General features: G+C 41.5%; 20 protein-coding genes and 1 other RNA gene. 9 read left to right on the forward strand and 12 right to left on the reverse strand.

The features are described from left to right. Positions 1-101 precede the first annotated feature (101 nt). From msrA to RIB15_RS10370, 3 genes are all read left to right on the forward strand, one after another. Positions 102-746, forward strand: a complete 645-nt coding sequence (msrA, locus tag RIB15_RS10360) for a peptide-methionine (S)-S-oxide reductase MsrA (RefSeq protein ID WP_350202081.1) — start codon at positions 102-104, stop codon at positions 744-746. A gap of 112 nt (positions 747-858) precedes the next feature. Continuing rightward, entirely contained in the window at positions 859-1,959 is a 1,101-nt protein-coding gene (locus RIB15_RS10365; RefSeq protein WP_350202082.1) for an amidohydrolase family protein, read from the forward strand. Positions 1,960-1,982: 23 nt separating this feature from the next. Next, positions 1,983-2,543, forward strand: coding sequence for a DUF2911 domain-containing protein (locus RIB15_RS10370; protein ID WP_350202083.1), 561 nt, complete (start codon positions 1,983-1,985; stop codon positions 2,541-2,543). Between the two features lie 80 nt (positions 2,544-2,623). On the opposite strand, the gene ffs is transcribed toward RIB15_RS10370, so the two are convergent. Continuing rightward, positions 2,624-2,724, reverse strand: an RNA gene (ffs, locus tag RIB15_RS10375) — signal recognition particle sRNA small type. A 155-nt stretch (positions 2,725-2,879) separates the two neighbouring features. On the opposite strand from ffs, the gene RIB15_RS10380 reads away from it, so the two are divergent. Both RIB15_RS10380 and RIB15_RS10385 read left to right on the forward strand, forming a co-directional pair. Continuing rightward, positions 2,880-3,572 carry a mechanosensitive ion channel family protein gene (locus tag RIB15_RS10380; RefSeq protein ID WP_350202084.1) on the forward strand — a complete coding sequence of 231 codons (693 nt, stop codon included), beginning with the start codon at positions 2,880-2,882 and terminating at the stop codon, positions 3,570-3,572. Between the two features lie 71 nt (positions 3,573-3,643). Then, positions 3,644-4,219, forward strand: coding sequence for a DUF2179 domain-containing protein (locus tag RIB15_RS10385; protein WP_350202085.1), 576 nt, complete (start codon positions 3,644-3,646; stop codon positions 4,217-4,219). 73 nt (positions 4,220-4,292) lie between these two features. On the opposite strand, the gene RIB15_RS10390 is transcribed toward RIB15_RS10385, so the two are convergent. From RIB15_RS10390 to RIB15_RS10435, 10 genes are all read right to left on the reverse strand, one after another. After that, complete coding sequence (locus RIB15_RS10390) at positions 4,293-5,021, reverse strand: hypothetical protein (protein ID WP_350202086.1); 729 nt, start codon at positions 5,019-5,021, stop codon at positions 4,293-4,295. Between the two features lie 157 nt (positions 5,022-5,178). Then, positions 5,179-5,598: a secondary thiamine-phosphate synthase enzyme YjbQ gene (locus RIB15_RS10395; RefSeq protein WP_350202087.1), complete on the reverse strand. Its 420-nt coding sequence runs from the start codon at positions 5,596-5,598 to the stop codon at positions 5,179-5,181. 82 nt (positions 5,599-5,680) lie between these two features. Next, positions 5,681-6,901, reverse strand: coding sequence for a 4-hydroxy-3-methylbut-2-enyl diphosphate reductase (gene ispH / locus RIB15_RS10400; protein WP_350202274.1), 1,221 nt, complete (start codon positions 6,899-6,901; stop codon positions 5,681-5,683). A 74-nt stretch (positions 6,902-6,975) separates the two neighbouring features. Continuing rightward, positions 6,976-8,313 (reverse strand): aminopeptidase P family protein, encoded by a 1,338-nt coding sequence (locus RIB15_RS10405; RefSeq protein ID WP_350202088.1) that lies wholly within the window; start codon positions 8,311-8,313, stop codon positions 6,976-6,978. Positions 8,314-8,385: 72 nt separating this feature from the next. Beyond that, positions 8,386-9,300 carry a type I restriction enzyme HsdR N-terminal domain-containing protein gene (locus tag RIB15_RS10410; protein WP_350202089.1) on the reverse strand — a complete coding sequence of 305 codons (915 nt, stop codon included), beginning with the start codon at positions 9,298-9,300 and terminating at the stop codon, positions 8,386-8,388. A gap of 168 nt (positions 9,301-9,468) precedes the next feature. Continuing rightward, the gene (gene yidC, locus RIB15_RS10415) at positions 9,469-11,271 is read right to left on the reverse strand and encodes a membrane protein insertase YidC (protein WP_350202090.1); all 1,803 of its coding nucleotides are present in this window, start codon (positions 11,269-11,271) and stop codon (positions 9,469-9,471) included. Positions 11,272-11,283: 12 nt separating this feature from the next. Beyond that, complete coding sequence (locus RIB15_RS10420) at positions 11,284-11,715, reverse strand: ribonuclease P protein component (RefSeq protein WP_350202091.1); 432 nt, start codon at positions 11,713-11,715, stop codon at positions 11,284-11,286. After that, positions 11,693-11,851, reverse strand: coding sequence for a 50S ribosomal protein L34 (gene rpmH, locus RIB15_RS10425; protein ID WP_255133485.1), 159 nt, complete (start codon positions 11,849-11,851; stop codon positions 11,693-11,695). The genes RIB15_RS10420 and rpmH overlap by 23 nt, the downstream gene beginning before the upstream one ends. 168 nt (positions 11,852-12,019) lie before the next feature. Continuing rightward, positions 12,020-14,248: a TonB-dependent receptor gene (locus RIB15_RS10430; protein ID WP_350202092.1), complete on the reverse strand. Its 2,229-nt coding sequence runs from the start codon at positions 14,246-14,248 to the stop codon at positions 12,020-12,022. 65 nt (positions 14,249-14,313) lie between these two features. Next, positions 14,314-15,123 carry a hypothetical protein gene (locus tag RIB15_RS10435; protein ID WP_350202093.1) on the reverse strand — a complete coding sequence of 270 codons (810 nt, stop codon included), beginning with the start codon at positions 15,121-15,123 and terminating at the stop codon, positions 14,314-14,316. A 176-nt stretch (positions 15,124-15,299) separates the two neighbouring features. On the opposite strand from RIB15_RS10435, the gene RIB15_RS10440 reads away from it, so the two are divergent. Further along, the gene (locus RIB15_RS10440; protein WP_350202094.1) at positions 15,300-16,082 is read left to right on the forward strand and encodes a tetratricopeptide repeat protein; all 783 of its coding nucleotides are present in this window, start codon (positions 15,300-15,302) and stop codon (positions 16,080-16,082) included. Between the two features lie 123 nt (positions 16,083-16,205). Beyond that, positions 16,206-19,199 carry a CotH family protein gene (locus RIB15_RS10445; RefSeq protein WP_350202095.1) on the forward strand — a complete coding sequence of 998 codons (2,994 nt, stop codon included), beginning with the start codon at positions 16,206-16,208 and terminating at the stop codon, positions 19,197-19,199. 227 nt (positions 19,200-19,426) lie between these two features. Here RIB15_RS10445 and RIB15_RS10450 read toward each other — a convergent pair whose 3' ends face one another. Next, positions 19,427-21,118 carry a glycine--tRNA ligase gene (locus RIB15_RS10450; protein ID WP_350202096.1) on the reverse strand — a complete coding sequence of 564 codons (1,692 nt, stop codon included), beginning with the start codon at positions 21,116-21,118 and terminating at the stop codon, positions 19,427-19,429. Positions 21,119-21,611: 493 nt separating this feature from the next. On the opposite strand from RIB15_RS10450, the gene nth reads away from it, so the two are divergent. Together nth and amrB are read left to right on the forward strand one after the other, a co-directional pair. Continuing rightward, positions 21,612-22,322 (forward strand): endonuclease III, encoded by a 711-nt coding sequence (nth, locus tag RIB15_RS10455; protein WP_350202097.1) that lies wholly within the window; start codon positions 21,612-21,614, stop codon positions 22,320-22,322. Between the two features lie 42 nt (positions 22,323-22,364). Continuing rightward, the gene (gene amrB, locus RIB15_RS10460; protein ID WP_350202098.1) at positions 22,365-23,657 is read left to right on the forward strand and encodes an AmmeMemoRadiSam system protein B; all 1,293 of its coding nucleotides are present in this window, start codon (positions 22,365-22,367) and stop codon (positions 23,655-23,657) included. The last annotated feature ends 2 nt before the right edge of the window (positions 23,658-23,659 follow it).

The following is a 23,659-nucleotide window of genomic DNA, read 5'->3' on the forward strand; positions in this document are numbered from 1 at the left end:
CTCAAGGAAACGAAGTATTGCGAAGTATTTGTTCTGTCCACGTAATAGAATCGAAGTAAATGTTGTCTATTTTATGAATCTCAAATAAGATGAAGGTTGGTATGACAAAATCATTTTTTATAACCGGACTTATTTTAAGTCTTTCAACACTATCATTATCAGCTCAGGATATGGATATGGATATGAATAAAGAAAAGAATTTAGAGAAAGCTACTTTTGGCGCAGGTTGTTTTTGGTGCGTTGAAGCTATTTATGAATTGGTAGAAGGTATCGAACATGTAGAATCGGGCTATTCAGGCGGGCATGTTGAAAATCCTTCCTATAAAGAAGTTACAACTGGTACAACCGGACATGCCGAAGTTGCCAGAATTCACTTCGATCCCGACGTGATTTCATATGAAGAACTGCTTGAAGTGCTATGGCATACACATAACCCCACTACACTAAACCGACAGGGAAATGATGTTGGGCCACAATACCGCTCGGTGATTTTCTATCATAATGAAGAACAGAAGGAAATTGCAGAGAAATCGTTGAAGAAAACGGATGAATCTGATTTATGGGAAGATCCGATTGTAACTAAAATTCAGCCGCTCGAAAACTACTATGTAGCTGAGAACTATCACCAGAATTATTTTGAGAATAATCCCAATGCCGGATATTGCTCGTTCGTTATAGCTCCGAAAGTGAAGAAATTTAAAAAGGAATTCAGCTATTTGTTGAAGGATAAAGAGAAAGTGAACTAATATTCTACTCAGTTAATTACAAGTCCTGTACTTTAGAGGGGTGCGGGACTTTTTTTATATCCCTGCTACATGTATTATATGTTGTTAACATATTTGTTATAACAAACAAAAAATGAAATATACCTACACCTTTCTTCTTTCCATCTTATGTATTGGGGCAGCTTTTGCACAGGAACCTGATACCACAATGACATTCGAAGAATATGACCCGGAGTCTACGCTGGTAGTTCCTGGCGAGAAAGTTACTGAAGCAAAATATCCCTTTGTAGATATTCACAGCCACCTCTGGCGAATGGCTTCCATGGATCTGAAAAAAACCACCCGACAGATGGACAGCCTTAATATGAAAGTGCTGGTCAACCTGAGTGGCCGGTCTGGTGAAACATTAAAAGCCATGGTTGATGCTGCCAGAGAACAAGCTCCCGGTCGTTTCATCGTTTTTGCCAATATCGATTTTGATGGAATTGATAAGCCGGACTGGACAGAACGTACGGTAGCTCAACTTGAACAGGACTATGAGAATGGAGCGCGTGGGTTGAAGATTTTCAAAAACCTTGGACTTACCGTCTTGGATTCAAAAGGAAATCGCGTACATACCGATGATCCTAGAATTGATCCGGTTTGGGCTAAAGCTGGAGAGCTTGGCATGCCCGTACTCATTCATACCGGAGAACCCGCCGTATTCTGGGCCCCTATTGATGAGCACAACGAACGCTGGCTTGAAATGAAGCAGTTTCCAAGTCGCCATCGTGGGGATTCCACCCGATACCCAAGCTGGGAGGTGGTGATGCAGGAACAATGGAATGTATTCCGTAAGCACCCTGAAACTACCTTTATAAACGCCCATTTTGGCTGGATGGCAAACAATCTCACCCGCCTTGGTGAGCATCTGGATGAGTTCCCGAATGTATATACCGAAACTGCCGCTATTATTGCAGAACTTGGTCGTCAACCCCGCTTTGCCAAAGAATTTTTCATCAAGTATCAGGATCGTTTACTATTCGGAAAAGACACTTACCGGCCGCATGAGTATCACACCTATTTCAGAGTGCTGGAAAGTGATGACGAATATTTCGACTATTTCCGAAGACGACACGCTTTTTGGCAAATGTATGGATTGGATTTGCCAAATGAAGTGTTACGAAAAGTGTACTACAAAAATGCCTTAAAGATTTTACCAGATATCGACGAATCTTTATTTAAAACAAACTAACCAATAATTAAAATCAAGGAATCATGAAAAAGTTAATACAACTTTGTTTTTTAATGGTGCTATCTGCTTTATTTGTAGCTGAAACAGCTATGGCCCAGGAACGAGGTAGCTCTGAACCAAGGACGAGTCCAAATGCATCCGTTAGCCAGACCATTGGCACTACTGAAGTAACCATAACCTATGGTCGGCCAGCCATTAAAGGTCGTTCTTATTTTGGAGATGGTTCAGATTTAGCTCCATCAGGACAGGTTTGGAGAACCGGAGCCAACGAATCTGCAGCTATTACTTTTTCAGATGATGTAATGGTAGGTGGTAAGAAAGTTGAAGCCGGCACCTATTCTTTGTATTCAATGCCAAGCGGCAAAGAGTGGACTATTATCTTAAACAATAAGTTATCCTGGGGAACACAGTATGACATGGGAGAAGACTATGTTAGGGTTCCAGCAGCTGTTGTAAATAACGACGCTCCAATGATGGAATGGTTTGCCATTTATTTTGACAGCCTTTCATCTGATAAAGCTCATTTGAATTTACACTGGGGAACTACAAAAGTAGCTGTTCCCATTACTACTGGTAACATGTAATTTTATTTTTCTATAAATCAAAAAAAAGCCCGGCACATTAATTTGTACCGGGCTTTTCTATTTTATCTGGTAAAATAAAAAATGGGCAAGCGACCTATATCACGCCGCTACGACCAGATTACCGCTGCTGCGTTCCCGCCCTGACGGAGTTCAAAGGGAGCTGGCTGTATAGGACTTGCCCAAGACCTTTAAGATAAGGGTTATTCGGTTCCACTATCAAGATGAATTTACAGAAAAATTATCGGGATACAACATGCCATACATAAAAACTTGTTGTTAATGATATCAGCTTTCGGTAAATGAGAATACAATATTCACATTAAACGGAGGTGCATTATGTTAGAGGAAATCCAAAGTGTATTAGTAGAGTCGTATAATACTTTTTTCAATGAATTAGCTTCTTTTTTACCCAGCCTGATTGGGGCCATTTTAATCCTTATTGTAGGCTGGATAATTGCCAAATTAGTACAAACAGCCGCTGTAAAACTTTTGAAGTTAATACGTTTAGATGTCGTAACAGAGAAAGCAAAAATCGACAAGTTTCTAAAGGATGGTGGAAGCAAAAAATCTGCCATAGATATACTCGGCAGTATTATCTACTGGCTGATTATGTTGATAGTAATCCTGGCAGGGTTAAATACGCTGGGACTAAGTGTAGCGTCTGAATTATTCAACCAAATCATCCTTTACATTCCAAATGTAATAGTAGCTGTTTTAGCACTTATTTTTGGTGTATTCCTGGCAGGATTTATCGCTCAGGTTGTGAGCACTTACTTGAGCAACATTGGAGTCAGACAAGCAAATATGGTAGGAGCCATCGCAAAATATGCGATCATATTATTTGTCGTATCTCTTTCACTTACACAACTAAGTATCGGTGAGCAGTTAGTAACTAATGCTTTTCTGCTTTTATTTGGAGCTGCTTGCCTTGCTCTGGGACTTGCCTTTGGTTTAGGTGGTAAGGAATGGGCTGCCGGTGTAATAGAAAAATTAGCCAGTCAGGCTGAAAATTCACCACCGCATGAATAAGTAAATTCGTATCTTATTTGAGCCTCCCAATTTAACCTTGGGAGGCTTTTTTATTATGTTTGAAATCTATTATGACTGAATTACCCTTTTTCGTACTCCCCATACTCATCTTTTTTGCCCGCATTGCTGACGTTTCTCTTGGAACATTACGTATAACAATGGTCTCCCGGGGTTATAAATGGCAATCGGCTCTTCTCGGGTTTTTTGAAGTGCTCATCTGGGTCATTGTAGTTGCACAGCTTCTTAAAAACCTCAATCACTGGGTGAATTATATAGCCTATGCTGCCGGTTTTTCAGCCGGAACGTTCATCGGGCTTTATATAGAAGACAAAATGAAAGTAGGAACCGTATTGGTGCGTATTATTACCCTGAACAAGTCTGAAGAGCTTATTGAGGCTTTGAAAGAGGCAGGAATTGCCTTAACCAGTATCGATGCCAAAGGTGGATTCAATGATGTAAAAGTCATTTTTACGGTAATGAAGAGAAAAAAACTGAACAAAGTTTTTAACATTGTAAAAGATATCGACCCTGAAGCATTTTTCTCTACAGAAGATGTAAAATACTCCAATAAACACCATGATCACTTGGTGAATCCCAATGACCGGAGTCCAATCGATCGTCTCTTGAGAATTCGGAAAGGGTTATAACTAAAACCGATATCCAACTTTTCTCCCGGGCTCTCCAAGTACCTACATCCCAATGTAGAAATTGAATCTCTTTTTAAAAGGTGATGCCCAGACCCAACTGAAAAATTATCATATCGGTTTTAGACCGGAAGGTTTCATAAGTCACTCTACCGTTATTGACTTGAATGGAGCCTTCTTTGAGATATTCAGCTTCTTTTCCGGATAAATAACGAATCCCCAAATTGATGTATGTGGTCTTAGAGCTAATCATCTCGTTTCCATCTTCGCTGATTTTAGGCTCTTTATTCCGATTATCAGCAATTCTTATCATTACCCCCGCTCCTCCGCCCCAGGCAAGCGCTGCATCATCAAAATTTGTATCAGAGGCTATAGGGTCAGAAGAAGAATTATTTCGTTCACTGATGGTAGTTTCTGTAAAAAAATAATTAAACCCAAACAGGCCTTCAGCATATGGCCTTAAAAAACCTGACGGAGGTTGTATTTTGCCTTTAACAAAAAGCTGAAACAGGTTATAACTATTCTCAACTCTAACTCGAAGATCCGGGATATTTGAACTGATAGGTTCTTCCCTGCTATCCACACCAAAATTCATAAAGTTAAAATCAAGTCCTGTACTGAGGGGTGTGTTTTTAAACCGGTAGAATGCATTCAGGTTCACACCAAAGCCTACCCGATCGATGCTCTCCTTGTATTCGCCTTGTGGATTGGCGAGCTGTAAATTACCTTCAATTATAAATTCTTGTGCAACTATCACATTTGAGGCAACAAGAATGAGGATCAGGGTAAAAAATATCTCTCTCATAATTCTATTAAAATTATATTGTTATCTGATTTCCGAAATCAATCCCCTAACCAAAAGAAAAGCTCTGTTATAAAACTGGTTAGGTTATTGAAACCCAATGAATTATCAGATAATGTACGAGAACGGATCTAATAATTCATAATAAAAAATTTAAAGCTCACTCCCCATTCAAGGTAACCAGCAGTTTTCTGGAACCGCCATGATTTCGATGCTCGCATAGATACACTCCCTGCCATGTGCCCAGATTAAACCGGCCATTGGTAATAGGAATAGAAACAGATGAACCCAACAACGAACTTTTGATATGAGAGGTCATGTCGTCGGTACCTTCAAGTGTATGCTCATAGAGCGAAGTGTCTTCCGGTACTGCCCGGTTAAAGTGCGATTCAAAATCTCTGCGTACAGATGGATCGGCATTTTCATTGATCGTTAAACCCGCACTGGTATGTTTGATAAAGATGTGCGCCAGCCCGGTTTGGATATCTTTGATTTCCGGAATCTCTCTTAGAATTTCATCTGTAACAATATGATATCCACGTGATTTTGGAGAGAGCTTAACTTCTTTCTGAATCCACATTTTTCGTTCTTTCGTTTTTGGTGTATTCGCTAATCATTGCTCTGGATAGGATAAATCAATTAGGGAATACCGATTAAACAGCTCAGGCTTCTTCCGCCTCGAGTTTATCCTCGAAAGGGGCTATAACTTCATTAATTTCTCTGGTTCCTTCAAAGTAATCCAAAACCTGAAGCAATACCTCATCTACTAAAACATCAGGGCAGGAAGCACCCGAAGTCAAAGCAATTTTCAATGGTTTTTTATCAGAAGGAATCCAGTCTTTGGTTTCTTTCATTTCTTTATCCCACTGATTGAAATGCCTGACCGCATCAGGCGAAAGCTCTCCCTTATCCCGAACGTGATAGGTAGGAAACTGATGCTCTAAAATTTCAACCAGATGCATCGTATTGGATGAGTTGTACCCGCCAACCACAATAGCTAAGTCTGCATCTGTTTCAGCAAGAGCCAGAGTTGCCGACTGATTTTCATTGGTGGCATAGCATAGTGTGTCAGAGGTATCGGCAAAGTGATCAAGAATATCTGCTTCTCCATACCTCTTGATGGCTGCTTCTCTCAGAATCTCCATCACCCTTTGGGTCTCGGTTGCAAGCATCGTGGTTTGGTTGATCACCCCGAAGCGCACCATGTCTTCCAATGGGTTGAAACCGGGCGTTGATTTATGGCCAAAGTATTTTTCGAAATCTGAAAGCGGACGATCTTCAGTTAAAATATCTGCAAGAATATGAGCTTCCTCAGGATTTAAAACCACAACTACTTCTGAATGGTCAGCACTATGTGAAAACGTAGCCCGTGTTTCCTCATGCCTATGTTTACCATGAACCACCAAGCTGTAATCTTTCTTACCAAGCTGCTTCCCCCTTTTCCAGACTTTCTCTACAAAAGGACACGTGGTGTTATATTGATAGGGGTCAATTCCTACTTCTTTCAGCTGTTCTTGTATTTCGAGTGTGGTTCCAAAAGCTGGTACAATTACAATGTCGTCTGAATTCAGGGATGAAATCGGGATGCGTTCGGTTCCGTCCGTATCAAACAAAAACTTCACTCCTCTTTTTAGTAAATCCTCATTCACCGTTGGATTGTGAATCATCTCACTAAGCAGATAGATATTCTTATCTGGATTTTCAGCCACGGTTCGATAGGCAATATCAATAGCATTTTCCACACCGTAGCAGAACCCAAAAAATCGCGGAATATAAAATTGTACCGGCCCGAAATCGAGCATAGTCGGTTCGAGATCCTTTTTCATCGGATCGATGATTTTCGTCGCCTCTTTCACCTTTCGGATAATCGGCGACTGGTACATTTCCGGTATGTCAAATTTCTTTCTTGCCAATGTTCTTTGCTGAGTTTATTTCGTTATTCGGTTTCAGAACAAATTTAACCCGTTATCAATTTCTCCACTTCTGTTCTTTCCTTTGGTACATCCGTGAGGTTTTCGAATCCATCCTCTGTTACCACAATATTATCCTCAATCCGGATACCGCCAAACTCAAACATTTTGGTCAGTTTATCGACATTCAGGAATTTGGATTGATTATCATCTTCAATAGCAGGAATCAGTAGTGCGGGCACGAAATAGCAGCCCGGTTCAATAGTCACAACCATTCCTGGTTGCAGGTCTCTTCTGGCACGGAGAAATTTAATTCCCGGCCGATCGATGCGTTCCACTCCTTTTGGATAACCGCCTACATCATGGGTATCTAATCCAAGAAAGTGACCCAGACCGTGTGGGAAGAACAGAGCAAAAATGTTGTTTTCCATCATGTCATCTACCGAGCCTTTAACCAAGTCTGCTTCTTTCAGTCCCTCCATAATTGTTCGGGCTGCATGCATATGCAGATCTTCCATTTTTACCCCGGGCTCAATTTTCTCGATAGATGAATTTAAAGCAGCAAGAACAGCATCATATACACCGGCCTGCAGATCTGTAAATTTTCCATTTGCCGGGTAAGTCCTTGTGATATCAGAAGCATACCCCTGGTACTCATGTCCGGCATCAAGCAGAAATAAATCACCGTCTTTAATCTGGCTGGTGTTTTCTACATAATGAAGAATGGCACTGTTTTTTCCTCCCGCAAAAATACCGTTGTAAGCATCTTGCTGAAGCCCATTTTCATACTGAATTTTGGTAAACAGAGCCTTTAGTTCGTACTCATACATACCCGGCTTAATGGCTTTCATAACTTCCGTATGTGCCAGATTATTCACTTTTGCGGCCTTACGCATATACACCAGCTCTTCGTCTGTTTTTAGCACCCGGCAATACGTAAGGGCATCATGTAAAGCTTCTACATCTGCTTCGAAACCACGATTCAGATCTTCAATCAGTTCTGCATCCGCTTCATTTAAACAATACACCTTATCCGGCTTAATCCTGTTCATTACAGTCAGAATTTCATTCGCATAGTGCAGATGATCCGGCTGGTATTGCTCCTGATATGTTTCCAAAGATTTAACATAACCATGCCACACCGCATATTGTGCATCCCGCTTGGGTACAAAAAGGTGATACTCTTCCGTTTTCAGATCCAGGATCAGTGCACATTCTGGCTCATTCACTCCGGTGAGATACCAAAAATTGGATTCCTGGCGGAATGGGTATTCGTAATCCGTTTCATTTCGGTAGAGGATATCCGAACCCTGGATAAATACAACTCCATTCTGGCCTTCATCAAATAGTGAAAATAGTTTTTCGCGGTGCTTCTGATGCATCATTACTATATAAGATTGATTGTTTTTGAGGATACCAAGAATACCAAAATACCTAACTAATATCGACTCAGCGACTCAGGAATGTTGGCTTAACAGATCAGGAAACCTTTTGGCTAACCCGCTGATGTTTTTGTCAAAACCGAACTCTATTTCTTCGCTTAAGTCCAGTTTGTAAACACCCTTTGCTGAATGAACCTCTGCCGGTTCAGTTTCATTCTCTGCCATTGATTTCAAAGATATAGTACAAAAAGCTATGTTTGCTCCTTTATCATTCAGAACAACATTCAGTCGCGTATCTCCAGCTGGATTTACCGAAAAACTCAAGGCTACTCGCTGGGTTTCGTTCACTCCAAAAATGCGGTAGTAATGAGCCAGTGCAAATTCAGAAGGAGAATCATCAAAACTCAAATATTTGATGGGCTGATTCGGAGTTTTATATAGTTGAATACAGGATTCAACTGCAAATGATTTAGCCTTAGGATTTATCTTCTCTCCTATAAACCCCCGTTCTGTCCAATAATTTAAATCCGGAGTTACTTCTTTGGTTGCTTGAAATAGTTCAGGAGGCTCATCCAATAGTTCAACTTTTTCGCCTTCAACTTCAAACCAGAAATCAAGGGTTCCATTGCTTACCAGCAAAAATGGAGCTCCCACTTTTTGGTTATATCTGGCTATCTGAATAGCTGTTTTTTCATTCAGTTTAATGTCCGGGGCTTTGCACTCGACCAGCAGCAGCGGTTTAAAGTTGCTATCATAGCAAATAACATCGGTGCGTGAAGAGGATTTATCGCCGGGCAACTTTACGGGGCTCTCAAAAGAAATGCGGGAAGTTGACATACCGGCTTCCAGTATCAGGTAGTCTACCAATGCAAGACGAACCCGCTCTTCAGGGCGGATAGCAAACGTCGTTTTCAGAATCGGATTCCAGAGGCGTTTCTCTGCATCTCTGAACTTGAACTGAGGAAAATGTGAAAGAGCTTTGCTTAACAAAGATTTTGCGTTTAAGTAACATTTCAGCTTTCAAAAAAGATACTCACCAAGAGTATAAAAAAGGTAGTACCTAAATCACTCTGCCGTCATCCTGAATTTATTTCACGATCTGAAATGGAAAAGATGCTGAATCAAATTCAGCATCACAACATATTAACACAAACCAAGCTATGCCTTGGCCTCTTCTTTATCTCCATGCAGACTTCGCTTAATGAAGAACTGCTGAATAATGGAAAGCACGTTGAATACGAGATAGTATAAACTCAATCCAGCTGCAAAATTGTTGAATATAAACAATAACATAACCGGGAAGATATACTGAAGCATCTTCATTTGTCCAGCCATTGGGCTGCTTCCACCGCCACCGCTCATACCACCGGTCAATTTACTTTGAACCATCATAGCAGCTGTCATTAGCAGTACAAATCCGGCAATGCTTTCACCTAAAAATGGAATACTGAATGGCAGGCTTATTATGTAATCAGGAGCGGAAAGGTCATTTGCCCATAAAAATTGTTCCTGCCTAATCAGGATTGAATTCTGAAAATACCGCCAAAGGGTAATTAAAATCGGGAACTGCAAGAGGTTGGGTAAACAGCCGCCCAGCGGGTTTACCTTGTTCTTTCTGTACAGGTCCATCGTTGCTTTTTGCTGCTTCTGTGGATTGTCTTTGTACTTCTCCTGTATTTCCTTCATCTGGGGCTGCAGCTCACCCATGGCAGCCATACTTTTGTAACTTTTGTAGGTCAGTGGAGAAAGAACCAGCTTCACTAAGGCCGCAAATACAATAATAATAACCCCGAAGTTGGAAATAAATCCTGACAGAAATTCAAAAAATGGAATCACCAACCATTTAACAAATGGATCAGAAAACCAACGCAACCAGCTCCATCCAATATCCACCATATCATAAGCATGATCATCCACCTTTACGATTTCTCGGTATTTCATTGGCCCAACATACAGCTGGAATGCAGTCGATCCCTGGTCATCCAAATCAGTACGGATAGATGACTTGTATCGGTGCTCGGTATTTTGGTTGTCAATAGCGCCGGTTACTTCGCCGGTCAACATAGCGGCATCGGTAGGCGAAAGTGGCTTAATAAGCTGGGTAAAAAACTTGGTTTTGGTAGCAGCCCAGTCAATATTCCCATTAATGGTATTTTCTTCACGACCGGCTTCATCCAGCTTAAATTGCTCCAGTTCTCCTCCTGCATAAACATACGCTGAAGTTGCCAGTGCATCCTGTGTGTGATCCTTTTCTGTGAATCGGAGTGGAGAAGTCCAGCCAAAATCGATACTTCTTCCCACTACATAATCCTGCAGCCCAACAAACTGTACATCTACATCAATCTCATAATTATTGCCGTTGAGCAAATAAGTTAAAATGACTTCCCGACCATCCTGAAGCTCCAGTTCATACCGGATTTCACGTTGCTCACCGGAAGAAATATTCATGCTTGAACCGGGAGTAACTTGTTCAAATAAAATATTCTGGGTTTCCACATTGTAATTTTCTGTGGAGAGAAACCCGATGTTGTAAGCTGAATGTGCTGTATCAGCAATCAGCTGGACGGGGCGGCCATCCCAGGTATCATAGTTATTGAGAATAAATGAATTAGGACCTGCCCCACGGTTGGTAAATGTGACGGTGTAAAGCGGGGTAGTAACCTCGATTTCTGTTTCTTCGGTTACCGGACTGTTTGCAAATAATCCCCTAACCTCCGGAGCTTCATCCTGTTCTTCGCTTATCGTTTGCTCACGGGGTTGATCTTGCTGTTGTTCATCTTCAGCTACAGCTGTTCGATCTAAAGAATCTTGCCGGTTTTGTTCTATTAGGGCGAGGCTATCCTGCACCGCCTGTTCTTTGCGCTGATTTGCCAGTTCTTCTTCGGATGGCATCGTGAAATAAAACCATCCCAACATGAGTAGAAAAATTAAGACAAATCCGGTTGCGGTATTCTTATCCAAAAGTACAGATGTTTAAATAGGTGAAGGTTTGGAAGTCAGTTTGGAGCGTAGTTGTTTGAGTAAGTCAGTGACGTTACGCTCAACTATATCAAAAGTTAGATCAGCTTGTTTTGCCATAAAAACATAGTGGAGTCCCATTTCAGTTATTTCAGGCAATTCGGTAATGATATGTTGGTTAATTCGGTAAGCTTCGCGCAGAAGTCGCTTGGTGCGTATACGCTGAACAGCTTTACCAATTTTTTTTGGAGCGATGAAGCCAACAAGAATATTCCTATCGGCATCGGGATATGTGGTGTAGCGAAGGTTTACTTCTTTTGAAGTAAGAAGAGAGGAGCTTGAAAACAGCTCCTCAAAATTTCGCCTGCCACGTAAAATGTGAGATTTAGATAAAGTAAATCTGCGATCAGGAGAATCCGTAAGGTTACTTCGCTCCTTTTCTCTCATCGCTAACGGTTAGCTTATGACGGCCTTTCTTGCGACGGTTTTTCAATGTCTTACGTCCATTTTTGGTAGACATACGTTCGCGGAAACCGTGTTTGTTCTTTCGCTTCTTGTTACTTGGTTGGTACGTGCGTTTCATGAATTAGGATATTTTGCATTCAATTTCTTATCCGAAAAAGGCTTTAAATATAAAGAGAATCTCAGAAAAAACAGAACTATTATTTATATGTTTCATGTTCTCTTATGAGTACCATGAAAAATAGATTAAATGCCTTTCTTAATAATGGTACTATCAGCAATTCGGTTGTTAATCAATACCGGTTTTAATCGACAGATATGGCAATAGAGGTGTTTGATTTACCCGCTGAAGGGTGTTTAAATCGAAGCTGAAAATATTATCTCTGTCATAAGCATTTATTATTCCTATTTCACTTTCAATAAACCAATCATCAAATTCAAAACTCCGATTCACAGACACATCAAGCCTGTGGTAATAGGGAAGTCTGGCTCCAAATGGCCTTGTATAATAGACATTCCCAATTCCAGTATTTTCAGTAACATCTTGAAAAGGTACTCGCACGGCCAGATCATAGCCAAAAACACGCGTAAATGGTTGCCCACTCCCCAACTCCCAGCGTAAATTTGTAGTAAAACCGGCAATTTTGTAGCTAAAAATTGCATTCAGCTTATGTCTTTGGTCATGTGCCGGAGAATAACTGAATATAGTTTCATTCACCCAAGCTCCAAGATCTCCAGAGTCTGCTTCATATTTAATTTTAGACCATCCATACCCTAGTGAAGCATAAAATGCACTTTTAGCGTACTTAACTCGAACGTCAAACCCATAAGAAGAGCTATTTGCCAGAGCTGTCTGAAGAGCAATTCTAGCCACCGGAGTCCATGTAGAAACCGGGATATTCCGCCCCCCTTTAGTGTATGCCTCAATATTAGCCACAAAAGACTTCCCCCACCTCTGTTGATATCCAAATATAGCATGATCAGAAGTTTGTAATGGGTCTCCTCGCTCCGCCGGTCTGATGATAGTAAAAACCGAACCTACATCCCGTTGATCACTAACCCCTGTAGTAAGCTGAACATAACGGCCCAGCGCCAAACTTAGCTCCTGACTGTCTGTTCCATCGGGCCGGAACGAGGCCCGGAATCTTGGTTCAAAGCTGAATGGAGTATCCAAAGATGCCTGAGAGGCAATACCCGGCTTAATTGAGATATACTTGTTCGGGTCCCAATCTCCCGAAAAAAACAAATTAACTGTAGGAGACAAATAATCAATTTCAGCTATCGAAGTGAATTTCTCATCCAATTCAACTTCATACGACCTGAAATTAATACCAAACCCATAATTAAAGAGCACACCGAATAACTCTTGCTGGAAATCCGTATTCATATAAAACTGATTCACCTCAGAATAACGTTCTACATTCTCTTCCGTACCTTCCTGATTGGTATAACTGGTATAGCCTGCGGTAAACTCGATGGGATATTCAAAATTCGGATCAAAGCCGAAACAGCGCGTTCCAATCACTTTGTTAGACCACGAGTGCCGAACTTCATTATAGGGTACAATTTCACCTTCATCCTGAGTATAAACACCTGTCACGCTGCAGAGGGCATTTTGAAGCTGCAAGGTATATCGCCCTAAAACATCGCTAAATCTAAGTGGTACGCTTTCTCCAATAAGCTCTGGTGAAATACTCTCTATGGTTGACTTCCTCGCCATTACTAAAAGTGACTGCTGGTCTTTTACAAGTGGGCCTTCCACCAATATTGAGGTCAGATATGGACTTACTGACCCACTTGCTCCAAACCTCTTCATATTGCCCGGTCGCAGGTTGATATCAATAACAGCAGATGTAATTCCTGAATACTCTGCACCAAACCCACCAGCATACATATCCACGTTTTGGACAATCTCTTCTGAAAAAGCAGAATACAGATTTGAAATGTGAAAGGGTTTCACAATCAATAGATTATCCACTAGAATTTGATTCTGGACCGGAGTTCCTCCCCTCACAAACAGATCTCCTCCCCGGTCACCTGTTGTAATCACTCCTGGTTCAACTTGAAGATAAGAACCTAAATCGCCATCAACGCCGGGTGTTGGTACACGAGCAATATCGATATCTGAAACCCTGCGAATACCTGCCTGTCCAGATCTTGCCAGGCGTTGCCCTTCTACTGTTACCTCATCTAGTTCGCCTGCCTTCTGCTTTAACGAAACTCTGATGTTTTCCCGGAAACCTTGTACAACGTTAATTCTTTTTTGAAAGAGTTCATATCCTATATAGCTAATCTCTAATTGATAAGATCTTCCTGTTATCACTTTTCTGATCTCACAAAACCCATCTGTGTTAGTTACACAATTATATAATATTTCCTCTTTTTCGATGTCATAAATAATAACATTTGCCCCTATTAACGGACTCCCGTCTACTTCAGAGATTACAACTGCCTGCACGATTGTTGTATTTTGATTCTGTGCGGTAACCGTCAGGTTTAATGAAAAAAGAGCTAACATAAGTGCAAAACACCTGCTATTACAGAATGTGTTTAGCCTGTTAACTTTAAATAGGTCTGTTAAAATCATTCCGGAAAAGAAAGTTTGGTTGCTAAAGTATCCTGATAATAACTGCCAAAGCGCTTTGAAGTCTCCAGAATGTCAAAAGACTCAACAAAGAGTTTCTCATAAAAACCCGGGCCGTAATGAGAAATACTCACCAAATACTCCTCTCCATTTATGTCTTCACAGGTTACCTCGTCCTCAAAGTTCGCTGGGATACCTCCCAAAAGCCCCCCGGGGTTATAGGTGATCTCATATTCGTTATTCGCACCTTCATTAGTAACCCTGAACACATCTGGTTCCATCCAGTATCTACCCCTGAAAGGCACACCAATACTCACCGTTACTGTTCCTGTCTGAACGTTACTAAGGGTAATGGTTACCGGAGTAAAGCAACTATTTACTTCAGGTGTCACTTCAAAGACGGCTTTGTTTGGGGAAGTCATATCCAGCACGACCTGCCGCCCGTCAGAGCGGGTCACATAAATTCGGTAATCATTATCGGGAACTATAGATTGGGTAACCTCAAAATTATGCACATATACCCCATCAGCCTCTTTCCTGATACTCGTTAATGTTTCTGAAAATCCAGAATTTATGTTTTCAAGAACAACTTCAGCATCAAGTTCTTCGGTTGCTTCAAGGGTAAAAGGTGCATTTAAATCACGCACACGAATATAATTTACCTGAGCATCTATATCGATTGCACCATAAATCGAAAATATCCCCAGGTCTTTATCAACCGGATCAACGGAATTATCGCACGCTCCAAATGAGATCAACAGGAGTACAGAGAGTAAAAACTTTAGTCTGCAAAAATTTCTTTTCGTCATTGTTAAGGATTTGAAAACATTTTCCACAATTTATGTGTATAGGTTATAACCGATAATAAACAAGCATTTTAGTTTTGTATTTTAATCAGAAGCTACATCTTGAAATGCGTATTTATTAAGGTTAACACAAATTGACTCTTAGTTCTAGTTAAACTAAAAAATTACCGCGCCAACTTATGCGAATATCAATTTTATTTACTGGTGTATACCTTTTGGTTTTAACGCTTTTGTATTCAAATGCAGACGGACAAACATTAAGTAATGCCGATTCTATATCACAAAAAGCTGCTGAATATTTTTATGAATCGGAAGAAAAGAAATCACTTCAAAATTACCTAAAAGTCCTTGAGATTGAACCGGATAATTTTGAAGCTCTTTGGCATACCAGCCTTCTTTATGCGCGGGTTGGTTACAGGTATGAATCGGAAGCCGAAATGATAGAGAACTACCAGAAAGCTTTGAGCTACGCAGAGAAAACACTTAAACTTTACCCTGACGAAGGTTATTCTCATTTTGTATATGCTGTTTCTAATGGGCGGATATCCGACGTTTCGGACTCACAAACGCGGATTAAAAAATCTCATCTCGTTAAAAAACATGCCGAAAAAGCCGTTCAACTACTTCCCGAATATGCTCCTGCCTGGCATTTGCTTGGGCTTTGGCATAGTAAAATAGCCAATGTAGGATCTGCCAGGCAGTTTGCAGCAGGTTTATTTTCGGAAGGATTGCCGGAGGGTGCCTCCAATCAAAAAGCTGTTGAATACATGCAAAAAGCAATCCGGATTCAACCTGAGCAAACCCTCCGTTATAAATTAGATCTAGCACGCCATTACGAACGAGCCGGGCAAAACACTAAAGCCATTCAAACTCTTAAAGAAATTGTTCAAATCGCTCCAAACAATGATATTGACCGCTGGAACCTGGAACGAGCCAGAGATCTGTTACAGAAACTCCAATAAGTTCTTCTTTCTGCCCTCCGGAAGTTAAAATATTCCTAACGCATTCTGCCTGAGGTAATTTCTTATCTTTTTCTGTTCTTAAACGATAACCTTGCTGATATTCAAGGCTAATAATCTATCCCTATGAAAAGACCTCTTTCTATAGTACTTCTTCTTTTAATTACCTTTGTGCCTGCACATGCCCAAATTAAGATCAATGAAATCGTTGCATCCAATGGCTCCTCACATGCCGATGAAAATGAAGAAAACGATGACTGGGTAGAAATCTATAATGCGGGATCAGTATCCATTAATTTTGGTGGGATGTATGTCTCTGATGATCCTGAGGAAATTGACAAGTGGCAAATTCCGACTAACCAAGCTGCAAGCACAACTATTGCCCCCGGCGAATATCTTATTCTTTGGTTTGATGAGGATACCGACCAGGGTCCTTTGCACGTAGACACCAAACTAAGCGCGGGCGGAGAGTTTGTAATCCTAACTGATAAAGATGGTTCTACACGAATTGACTCAGTCTCTTTTGGAGAACAAACCGAAGATGTTTCCTGGGGAAGAACTCCGGATGGAACCGGAACCTTTAAATTCCTGAACCCAACTCCTGCTGCAAGCAACAACGGAAGCCAGATTGAGGAACAGGCAGATACACCAACTTTTTCTTTGGAATCCGGATTCTACGCAGGTTCACAGGTTATAGGTATTTCTGCCTCCTCAGAAAATGCCGAGATCAGATACACCACCGGAGGTGCTGTTCCGACCGAAAGCTCAACCCTTTATGAAGGCCCAATCACCATCGACACATCATCAGTGATTAGAGCAATTGCTATTGAATCTGGATTGGCAGCCAGCCCTGTTGCTACCAATAGCTACTTTTTTGAAGATCCACACACCATCCCCGTTGTCTCTTTTGTGATGGAACCGGACAGCCTGTTTGATTACGAAAAAGGAATGTATGCGATTGGCGATACCGCTGAAACCACCGGCAGCTTCCCTTATTTTGGGGCAAATTATTATCAGGAGTGGGAATACCCCGTACACCTGGAATACATTGCAGAAAGCGGAGCTATTGAATTCGAATTTGATGCGGGAGCAAGCATAGCTGGTAATTTCAGTCGCGGTTTTCACAAAAAGTCGTTCACCATTAACAATAATGCGGAATATGGCGTTGATGAATTAGAGTATGAACTTTTTCCTCAAAATGACTACGACAAATACGACGGATTTCAGTTACGCGCCGGAGCCGAAGAGCGCTCCCGACTGCTAAATGAATTGATGTACACCATCAACCTGCAATGGAATCATAAAAATGCCATGCAGGCCTATGAGCCTGTCATCCTGTATATTAACGGGAAGTACTGGGGAATTTATAATTTACAGGAGCGTAAAAGTGATGATTTTGTAGAATCGCGTTATGGCTATAATGACATAGACATGATCAAAGATTATGATGAAGTTAAAGATGGAAATTATGATGCTTACGAAGACTTACTGAATATTTTTCAGGATGAATCCCTTTCTGAGCCTGAGTTTTTCACTTTGGCCGATTCGCTGATTGATCTGGAAAGCTTCACCGATCATTGGATTTACCAGGTGTATACTTCGCATGGCGATCCCAATAATCTGCGATACTGGAGGCCTCAGGAAATGGGCGGGAAATGGCATTATGTTTCCCATGATTTCGACTGGTGGAGGAATCTCGACAATGAACCCGGAACTTACCTGCCGGTTTTTACTAATTATCTGAGCGAGGAACCGGCTGGTTTTTGGCTCATTGGGCGCATGATCCAAAACCCGACATACAGAGAAATTTTCCTGAACCGGTTGGCTGATATGCTGAATACCGCTTTTAAACCTGATTATGTGATCGGCTTAATCGACTCCATCGACACGGCCATCAACCCGGAAATGTCCCGCGATATTGAGCGATGGAATGATGGATGGGAAACCATCAGTGGTAAAAACCGGGAATACAGTATGGAGTATTTTTACTACGGTCTTGGCGAAGCAGATTATGGTCTGGCTGTGCCTTATGTACTGGATTATCCGGGGCATATTTATGCTGAAATTCAGGACACACTGAATACCGATACGGTTCGGGTTACATTGGTGCAATCTACAGAAGCTAATGTTCAGCTCAATTCCATCAGCCCGGACATTTCTGAAGAAAACTGGTCGGGTCTTTATTTTGAAAATACTTCTATAACCCTGCAAGCCAACCCTAATTTGGGGCTTGAGCTGGAAGCATGGCTTGTTGATGGAGAAGTAGCCGGAACGGGCAATCAGCTTTCTCTTGAACTTGGCACTGCTCCTGTTGAGATAGAAGCCAGTTTCCGAGAGATTCAAAATGATGAAATTGTGATTAACGAGATCAATTATAACTCCAGCGATGATGCAGAAGCAGGAGATTGGATTGAGCTCTATAATTATTCTTCAAATGCCATTGACGTTTCTGGCTGGATATATAAAGACGAAGATGATACCCACGAGTTTGTAATTCCGTCAGGCGTCACTATTGCCGCAAATGGATATTTAGTGCTTTCGAACGACACCACCGCTTTCAGGGAAATTCACTCCGAAGCTACTTTCGTTAAAGGTGAAGTTGATTTTGGATTGGCCGGGGGAAGCGACCAGGTTCGGATTTACAATTCCAGTGGTTCTCTCATTGATACGGTTGAATATGACGACGAGTCACCCTGGCCAACCGAACCTGATGGGAATGGATATACACTGTCACTTAAAAACTTTGATCTGGATAACACTCTCGCAGCAAGTTGGGAAGCCTCTTCAGAACCGGGTGGAACTCCGGGTGCTTCCAATGATGGTCTTATAAATAGCATAGAAGATGATGAACTTCCTAAAGCTTTCTCACTCAATCAGAATTACCCGAACCCATTCAACCCGACAACCAACATATCTTTTAATTTGACGAATGCCGGGAAGGTGACACTAAGCGTGTATAATATGCTTGGGCAGGAAGTCCAGAAATTGGTGAATGAGCCCATGAACAGCGGAGCACATACCATTACTTTTGATGCCAAGCAGTTACCAAGTGGGGTCTACATCTATCGCCTGACATCCGGCAAGATGTCTGAAACCAAAAAAATGATCCTGCTGAAATAATTTATGCCATGTATTTGGCATAAAAGAGATGTACGTAAAAGACAAGCAAGTAGCGATTGTGGTCATTCCCGCGAAGGCGGGAATCTACATATAATCATAGAATCAGCTTTTGATTATTAAAAGACAATTAGATTTCGGGCATTCGCCGCGAAATGACTACTAAACCAACCTTTAAAATAGCTACCTGATTGCCGTACATAAACCAATTAAGCTTATCCGGTTAGGGTTCATTCCGGCTTCCAGTCTTTCATGCCATCCCGAATCACTTCTGCCAACTTTGAAACCGGCACGCGCTCCTGACTCATATCATCACGATAACGAATAGTCACGGTATCTTCGCCTTCGGATTCTACTCCATCGAAATCTACTGTAACACAAAACGGTGTTCCGGCTTCATCCTGCCGACGATAGCGTTTCCCGATAGATCCTGAATCATCATAAAGTACGGAGAATTCTTCACGCAGATCTTTCTCAATTTTATGGGCCAGATCCTGCAACTTGTCTTTTTTGATGAGCGGGAAAATACCCACCTGAGTCGGTGCCAGCTTTGGATTCATTTTCAGCACCGTTCGGGTATCGCCATCCACTTCTTCTTCACGATAGGCATCACAAAGCACCATTAATGTGAGGCGATCCAGTCCAACCGATGTTTCAATCACATAAGGAACAAAACGCTCCTGGTTTTTCTGGTCGAAGTAGTCCAGTTTTTTGCCTGAAAATTCAGCGTGCTGAGTCAGGTCAAAATCAGTTCGATTGTGAATTCCCTCCACTTCCTGCCAGCCAATTGGATATTTATACTGAATGTCGGCCGCAGCACGGGCATAATGTGCAAGCTTATCTTCAGGATGTGGGGCAGTTCTCAGATTCTCTTCGCGGATACCCATAAACTTATGCCACTCAAGTCGCTTCTCCAGCCATTTTTCATATTCCTCTTCATCGGTTCCCGGCTTCACGAAATATTGCATTTCCATCTGTTCAAATTCCCGCATACGGAATACAAACTGTCGGGCCACAACTTCATTTCGAAATGCTTTTCCAGTTTGAGCGATACCAAAAGGGATGGTAGTTCGGGAGGTATCCATCACGTTTTTGTAGTTCACAAATATTCCCTGAGCAGTTTCAGGCCTTAGATAAACGCCATCTTCATCGGTTGAAGTGGAACCAAACTGGGTTTTAAACATCAGGTTGAACTGACGGACTTCGGTCCAATCGAACGCACCCGATTCTGGTGCCCGGATTTCGTTCTCCATGATGATCTCGTACAAGTCTTCTGTAAGGCTTTTTCGGGAACCGGCAGTGAGCAGATTATAGTAAAGCCCAATAATTTCATTAAGCTGATTCACAAATTTCTCTGGATGTGGAAATTCTGCATCAACTTCTTTTAACTGTTTATTAATTTGATTGAATGAAGATACCATCACTTCATTTTCAACACCCGATGAATCTTGATATGATTCTTGTACTTGACTTACTTTTTCTTCAATTGAAGAAACTACATCGGCAATAATTTTTCTGTATTTTTCTGTTTTTATTTTGTTTGAATCATTTACAAAATCAAAGAAATCATCAACAAACTTTTTTTCCAATTTATGGATATGCTGCTCGATAAGCATATCAGCCCGATAGCGTTTTTTGGATTGCTTGTCATCGATCATTGGATCGTTAAAGCCACCCACGTGACCACTGGCTTCCCACACTTTGGGGTGCATAAAAATAGCGGCGTCCACCCCAACAATATTATCATGCCGGCGGGTCATCTCTTTCCACCAGGCATCGCGGATATTTCTTTTGAGTTCTACACCAAGAGGACCATAGTCATATACAGCACTAAGTCCGCCGTAAATTTCTGAGGATTGGAAAATGAAACCACGGGCTTTCGCCAGTGATACAATTTTATCGAGACTGTCCAAATTCGACATGTGAGTGTTTTTTGCAATTCAAAAATCTTGTGAGCGCCAAAGATAAGCATATGAACATCGAATGTGGAATATTGAACAAGGAATTTTGAACAGTTACTCTTCTACTTCTTATTTACATCCAGATCCCTGCCTTCGCAGGTATGACAAAGTCTTCTTGGTTTTAGAAAATTTCTCCACTTCAACCCTCCCGTCATTCCCGCGTAGGCGGGAATCTCATTATTCCCAGAAACTCACAATTATAGATCAAGGTTACTTCTGTGGATTGGATTATTTATGTTTGGGATGATTATTCATATATCCTTTTGCGTTGTCATCCTGAGCGTTTAAATTTTCTTTAAGGTATTTAGGTTTAATGCGAAGGATCTCAAAATCTACATTATTGAATACTTCAAATTTTGAGATCCCTCGTGTTCATGTTTAGAATCCTTTATATGATATTTTGCACTCGGGATGACAACAGGAAGGAATTTTAACTTCATACTTGAACCCATTCATGTCCAAAAAAGAAGAGCCAAAACTTCCAAAGCTCCCCAAGAAGTCCAAAGAGCAGAAAGAGCGTGCGGAAGAAATTCTGAAAGAGTTATATATCCATTATCCGGATCCGCATTGCGAGTTGAATCATCGAAACCCATTTGAGCTACTGATTGCAACTATCCTGAGTGCGCAATGCACAGATGTGCGCGTGAACAAAACAACGCCTGCTCTTTTTGAGACCTACCCTACTCCAGAACTGATGAAAGATGCGCCGCTGGAGGAATTGGAAGAATTAGTCCGCTCCACCGGATTCTACCGGAATAAGGCAAAATCGCTTAAAGAGACTTCACAGATTTTAGTTGAAGAGTTTGATGGAGAAGTTCCGCAGAACATGAAAGATTTACTGAAACTTCGTGGAGCTGCAAGAAAAACAGCAAATGTAGTTTTGGGGAATGCTTTTAACATCAATGTCGGTGTTGTTGTTGATACCCATGTAAAGCGTATTTCGAATCGGTTTGGCCTCACCAAAGAAAAAAAGAATACCAATAAAATTGAGAAAGACCTGATGGCTTTATTTCCCCGCGAAAACTGGACCGATCTATCGCACCTGATGATTCATCATGGCCGAAATGCTTGTAAAGCGCGGATTTCTGAGGCACCGGATCATCCCTTGTGCAAGAAATATGGCAAGAATTGCGAATGCCGAAAAATGCGAACAGAAGAACATTGAACAAGGAACATCCAATAATGACCGCTGAAGTATTTTCTTTCTATGGCAGATAAAATTTTTAATTCCTTCACCGACCCTATTCCGCCGCTCAGGTATGAAATTCAGATCATCCCCGTAAAACAAAATGGCGAGACCTTCCTGTATTTTCAGGACCAGTTTGGGTATGCACAATCCGACTTTGCAGTTCCTTACTCGGCTCAATCTCTGTTTAACTTATTTGATGGCAGCCGAAGCGTAGAAGACATTCTGGAGTTCAGCGCTGAGAAAATTACCAAGGAGCAGGTGCTGGAATACGTGCAGTTTCTGGATGAAAAGGCTTTACTTCATTCTCCGTATTTCAAGGAACATGCCAGCAAGACCGAGAAAGAATATGAAGAATCTGATGTACACCCTTCCAATACCTATGGCATTTCCTACCCTGAGGATCCGGAAGAACTGAAGCACTTTCTGAATGAAGCCTTTGAGAAACTTCCAACAACCGAACCGGTTGAATCGGCCAGAGCCCTTTATGCTCCTCACATTGACTACCGCGTTGGGTTGAACAGTTATGTTAAAGCCTTCTCTTCCATCAAAAACCTAAAACCTAAAAGAGTCGTTATTCTGGCCACTTCCCATTACTCGGGTCTATATCCGGAAGTCTATGAAGAGCATCCTTTTGTTATTTCAAACAAGGATTTTGAGTTGGTGAATGGCACGGTAAAAGCAGACCGGGAGGTTATTCGGGAGATCGCGGATCAAATCCACGAAGACAAAACCAATAACGAAAGTCATTCCGCGGCGAAAGCCGGAATCTCCAATGCAGACTATGGCATCACCTTTCACGACCGGGCACATCGAATTGAACACAGTATTGAGCTTCACCTCCTCTTGCTGAACCATTTATGGGATCATGAATTCAAAATTATTCCAATCGTCGTGGGCAGCCTTGAAGAATTATTCTATAAAGCCGACGGCTTTCAGGGTCAACAAGTTGAACAGTTTTCAGGCCTCATGAATAAACTATTCGGTGATGATAAAGACACCTTTTTTTGCATCAGTGGTGACCTGGCCCATGTAGGAAAGAAATTCGGAGATGATCAACCCGCAAAAGAATTGTTCGAGGAAATCCGCTCTTTTGATGAAGATTTCCTCGATTTTGGGGCTGAAGGAAATCCTGATAAAATCCTTGAGTTGATGAGCCAGAAATATGATCCCTATCGAACCTGTGGCTACCCTCCTTTGTTTTCTTTTCTGAAAGCATTCCCAAACCTATCCGGAGAAATCCTCACTTATGATATCTGGGATGAGGAAGAACGGGAAAGCGGCGTAAGCTTTGGCTCTATTCTCTATCGTTAATT

The sequence above is a fragment of the Gracilimonas sp. genome, assembly GCF_040218225.1.
In the GTDB taxonomy this organism is placed as follows: domain Bacteria; phylum Bacteroidota; class Rhodothermia; order Balneolales; family Balneolaceae; genus Gracilimonas.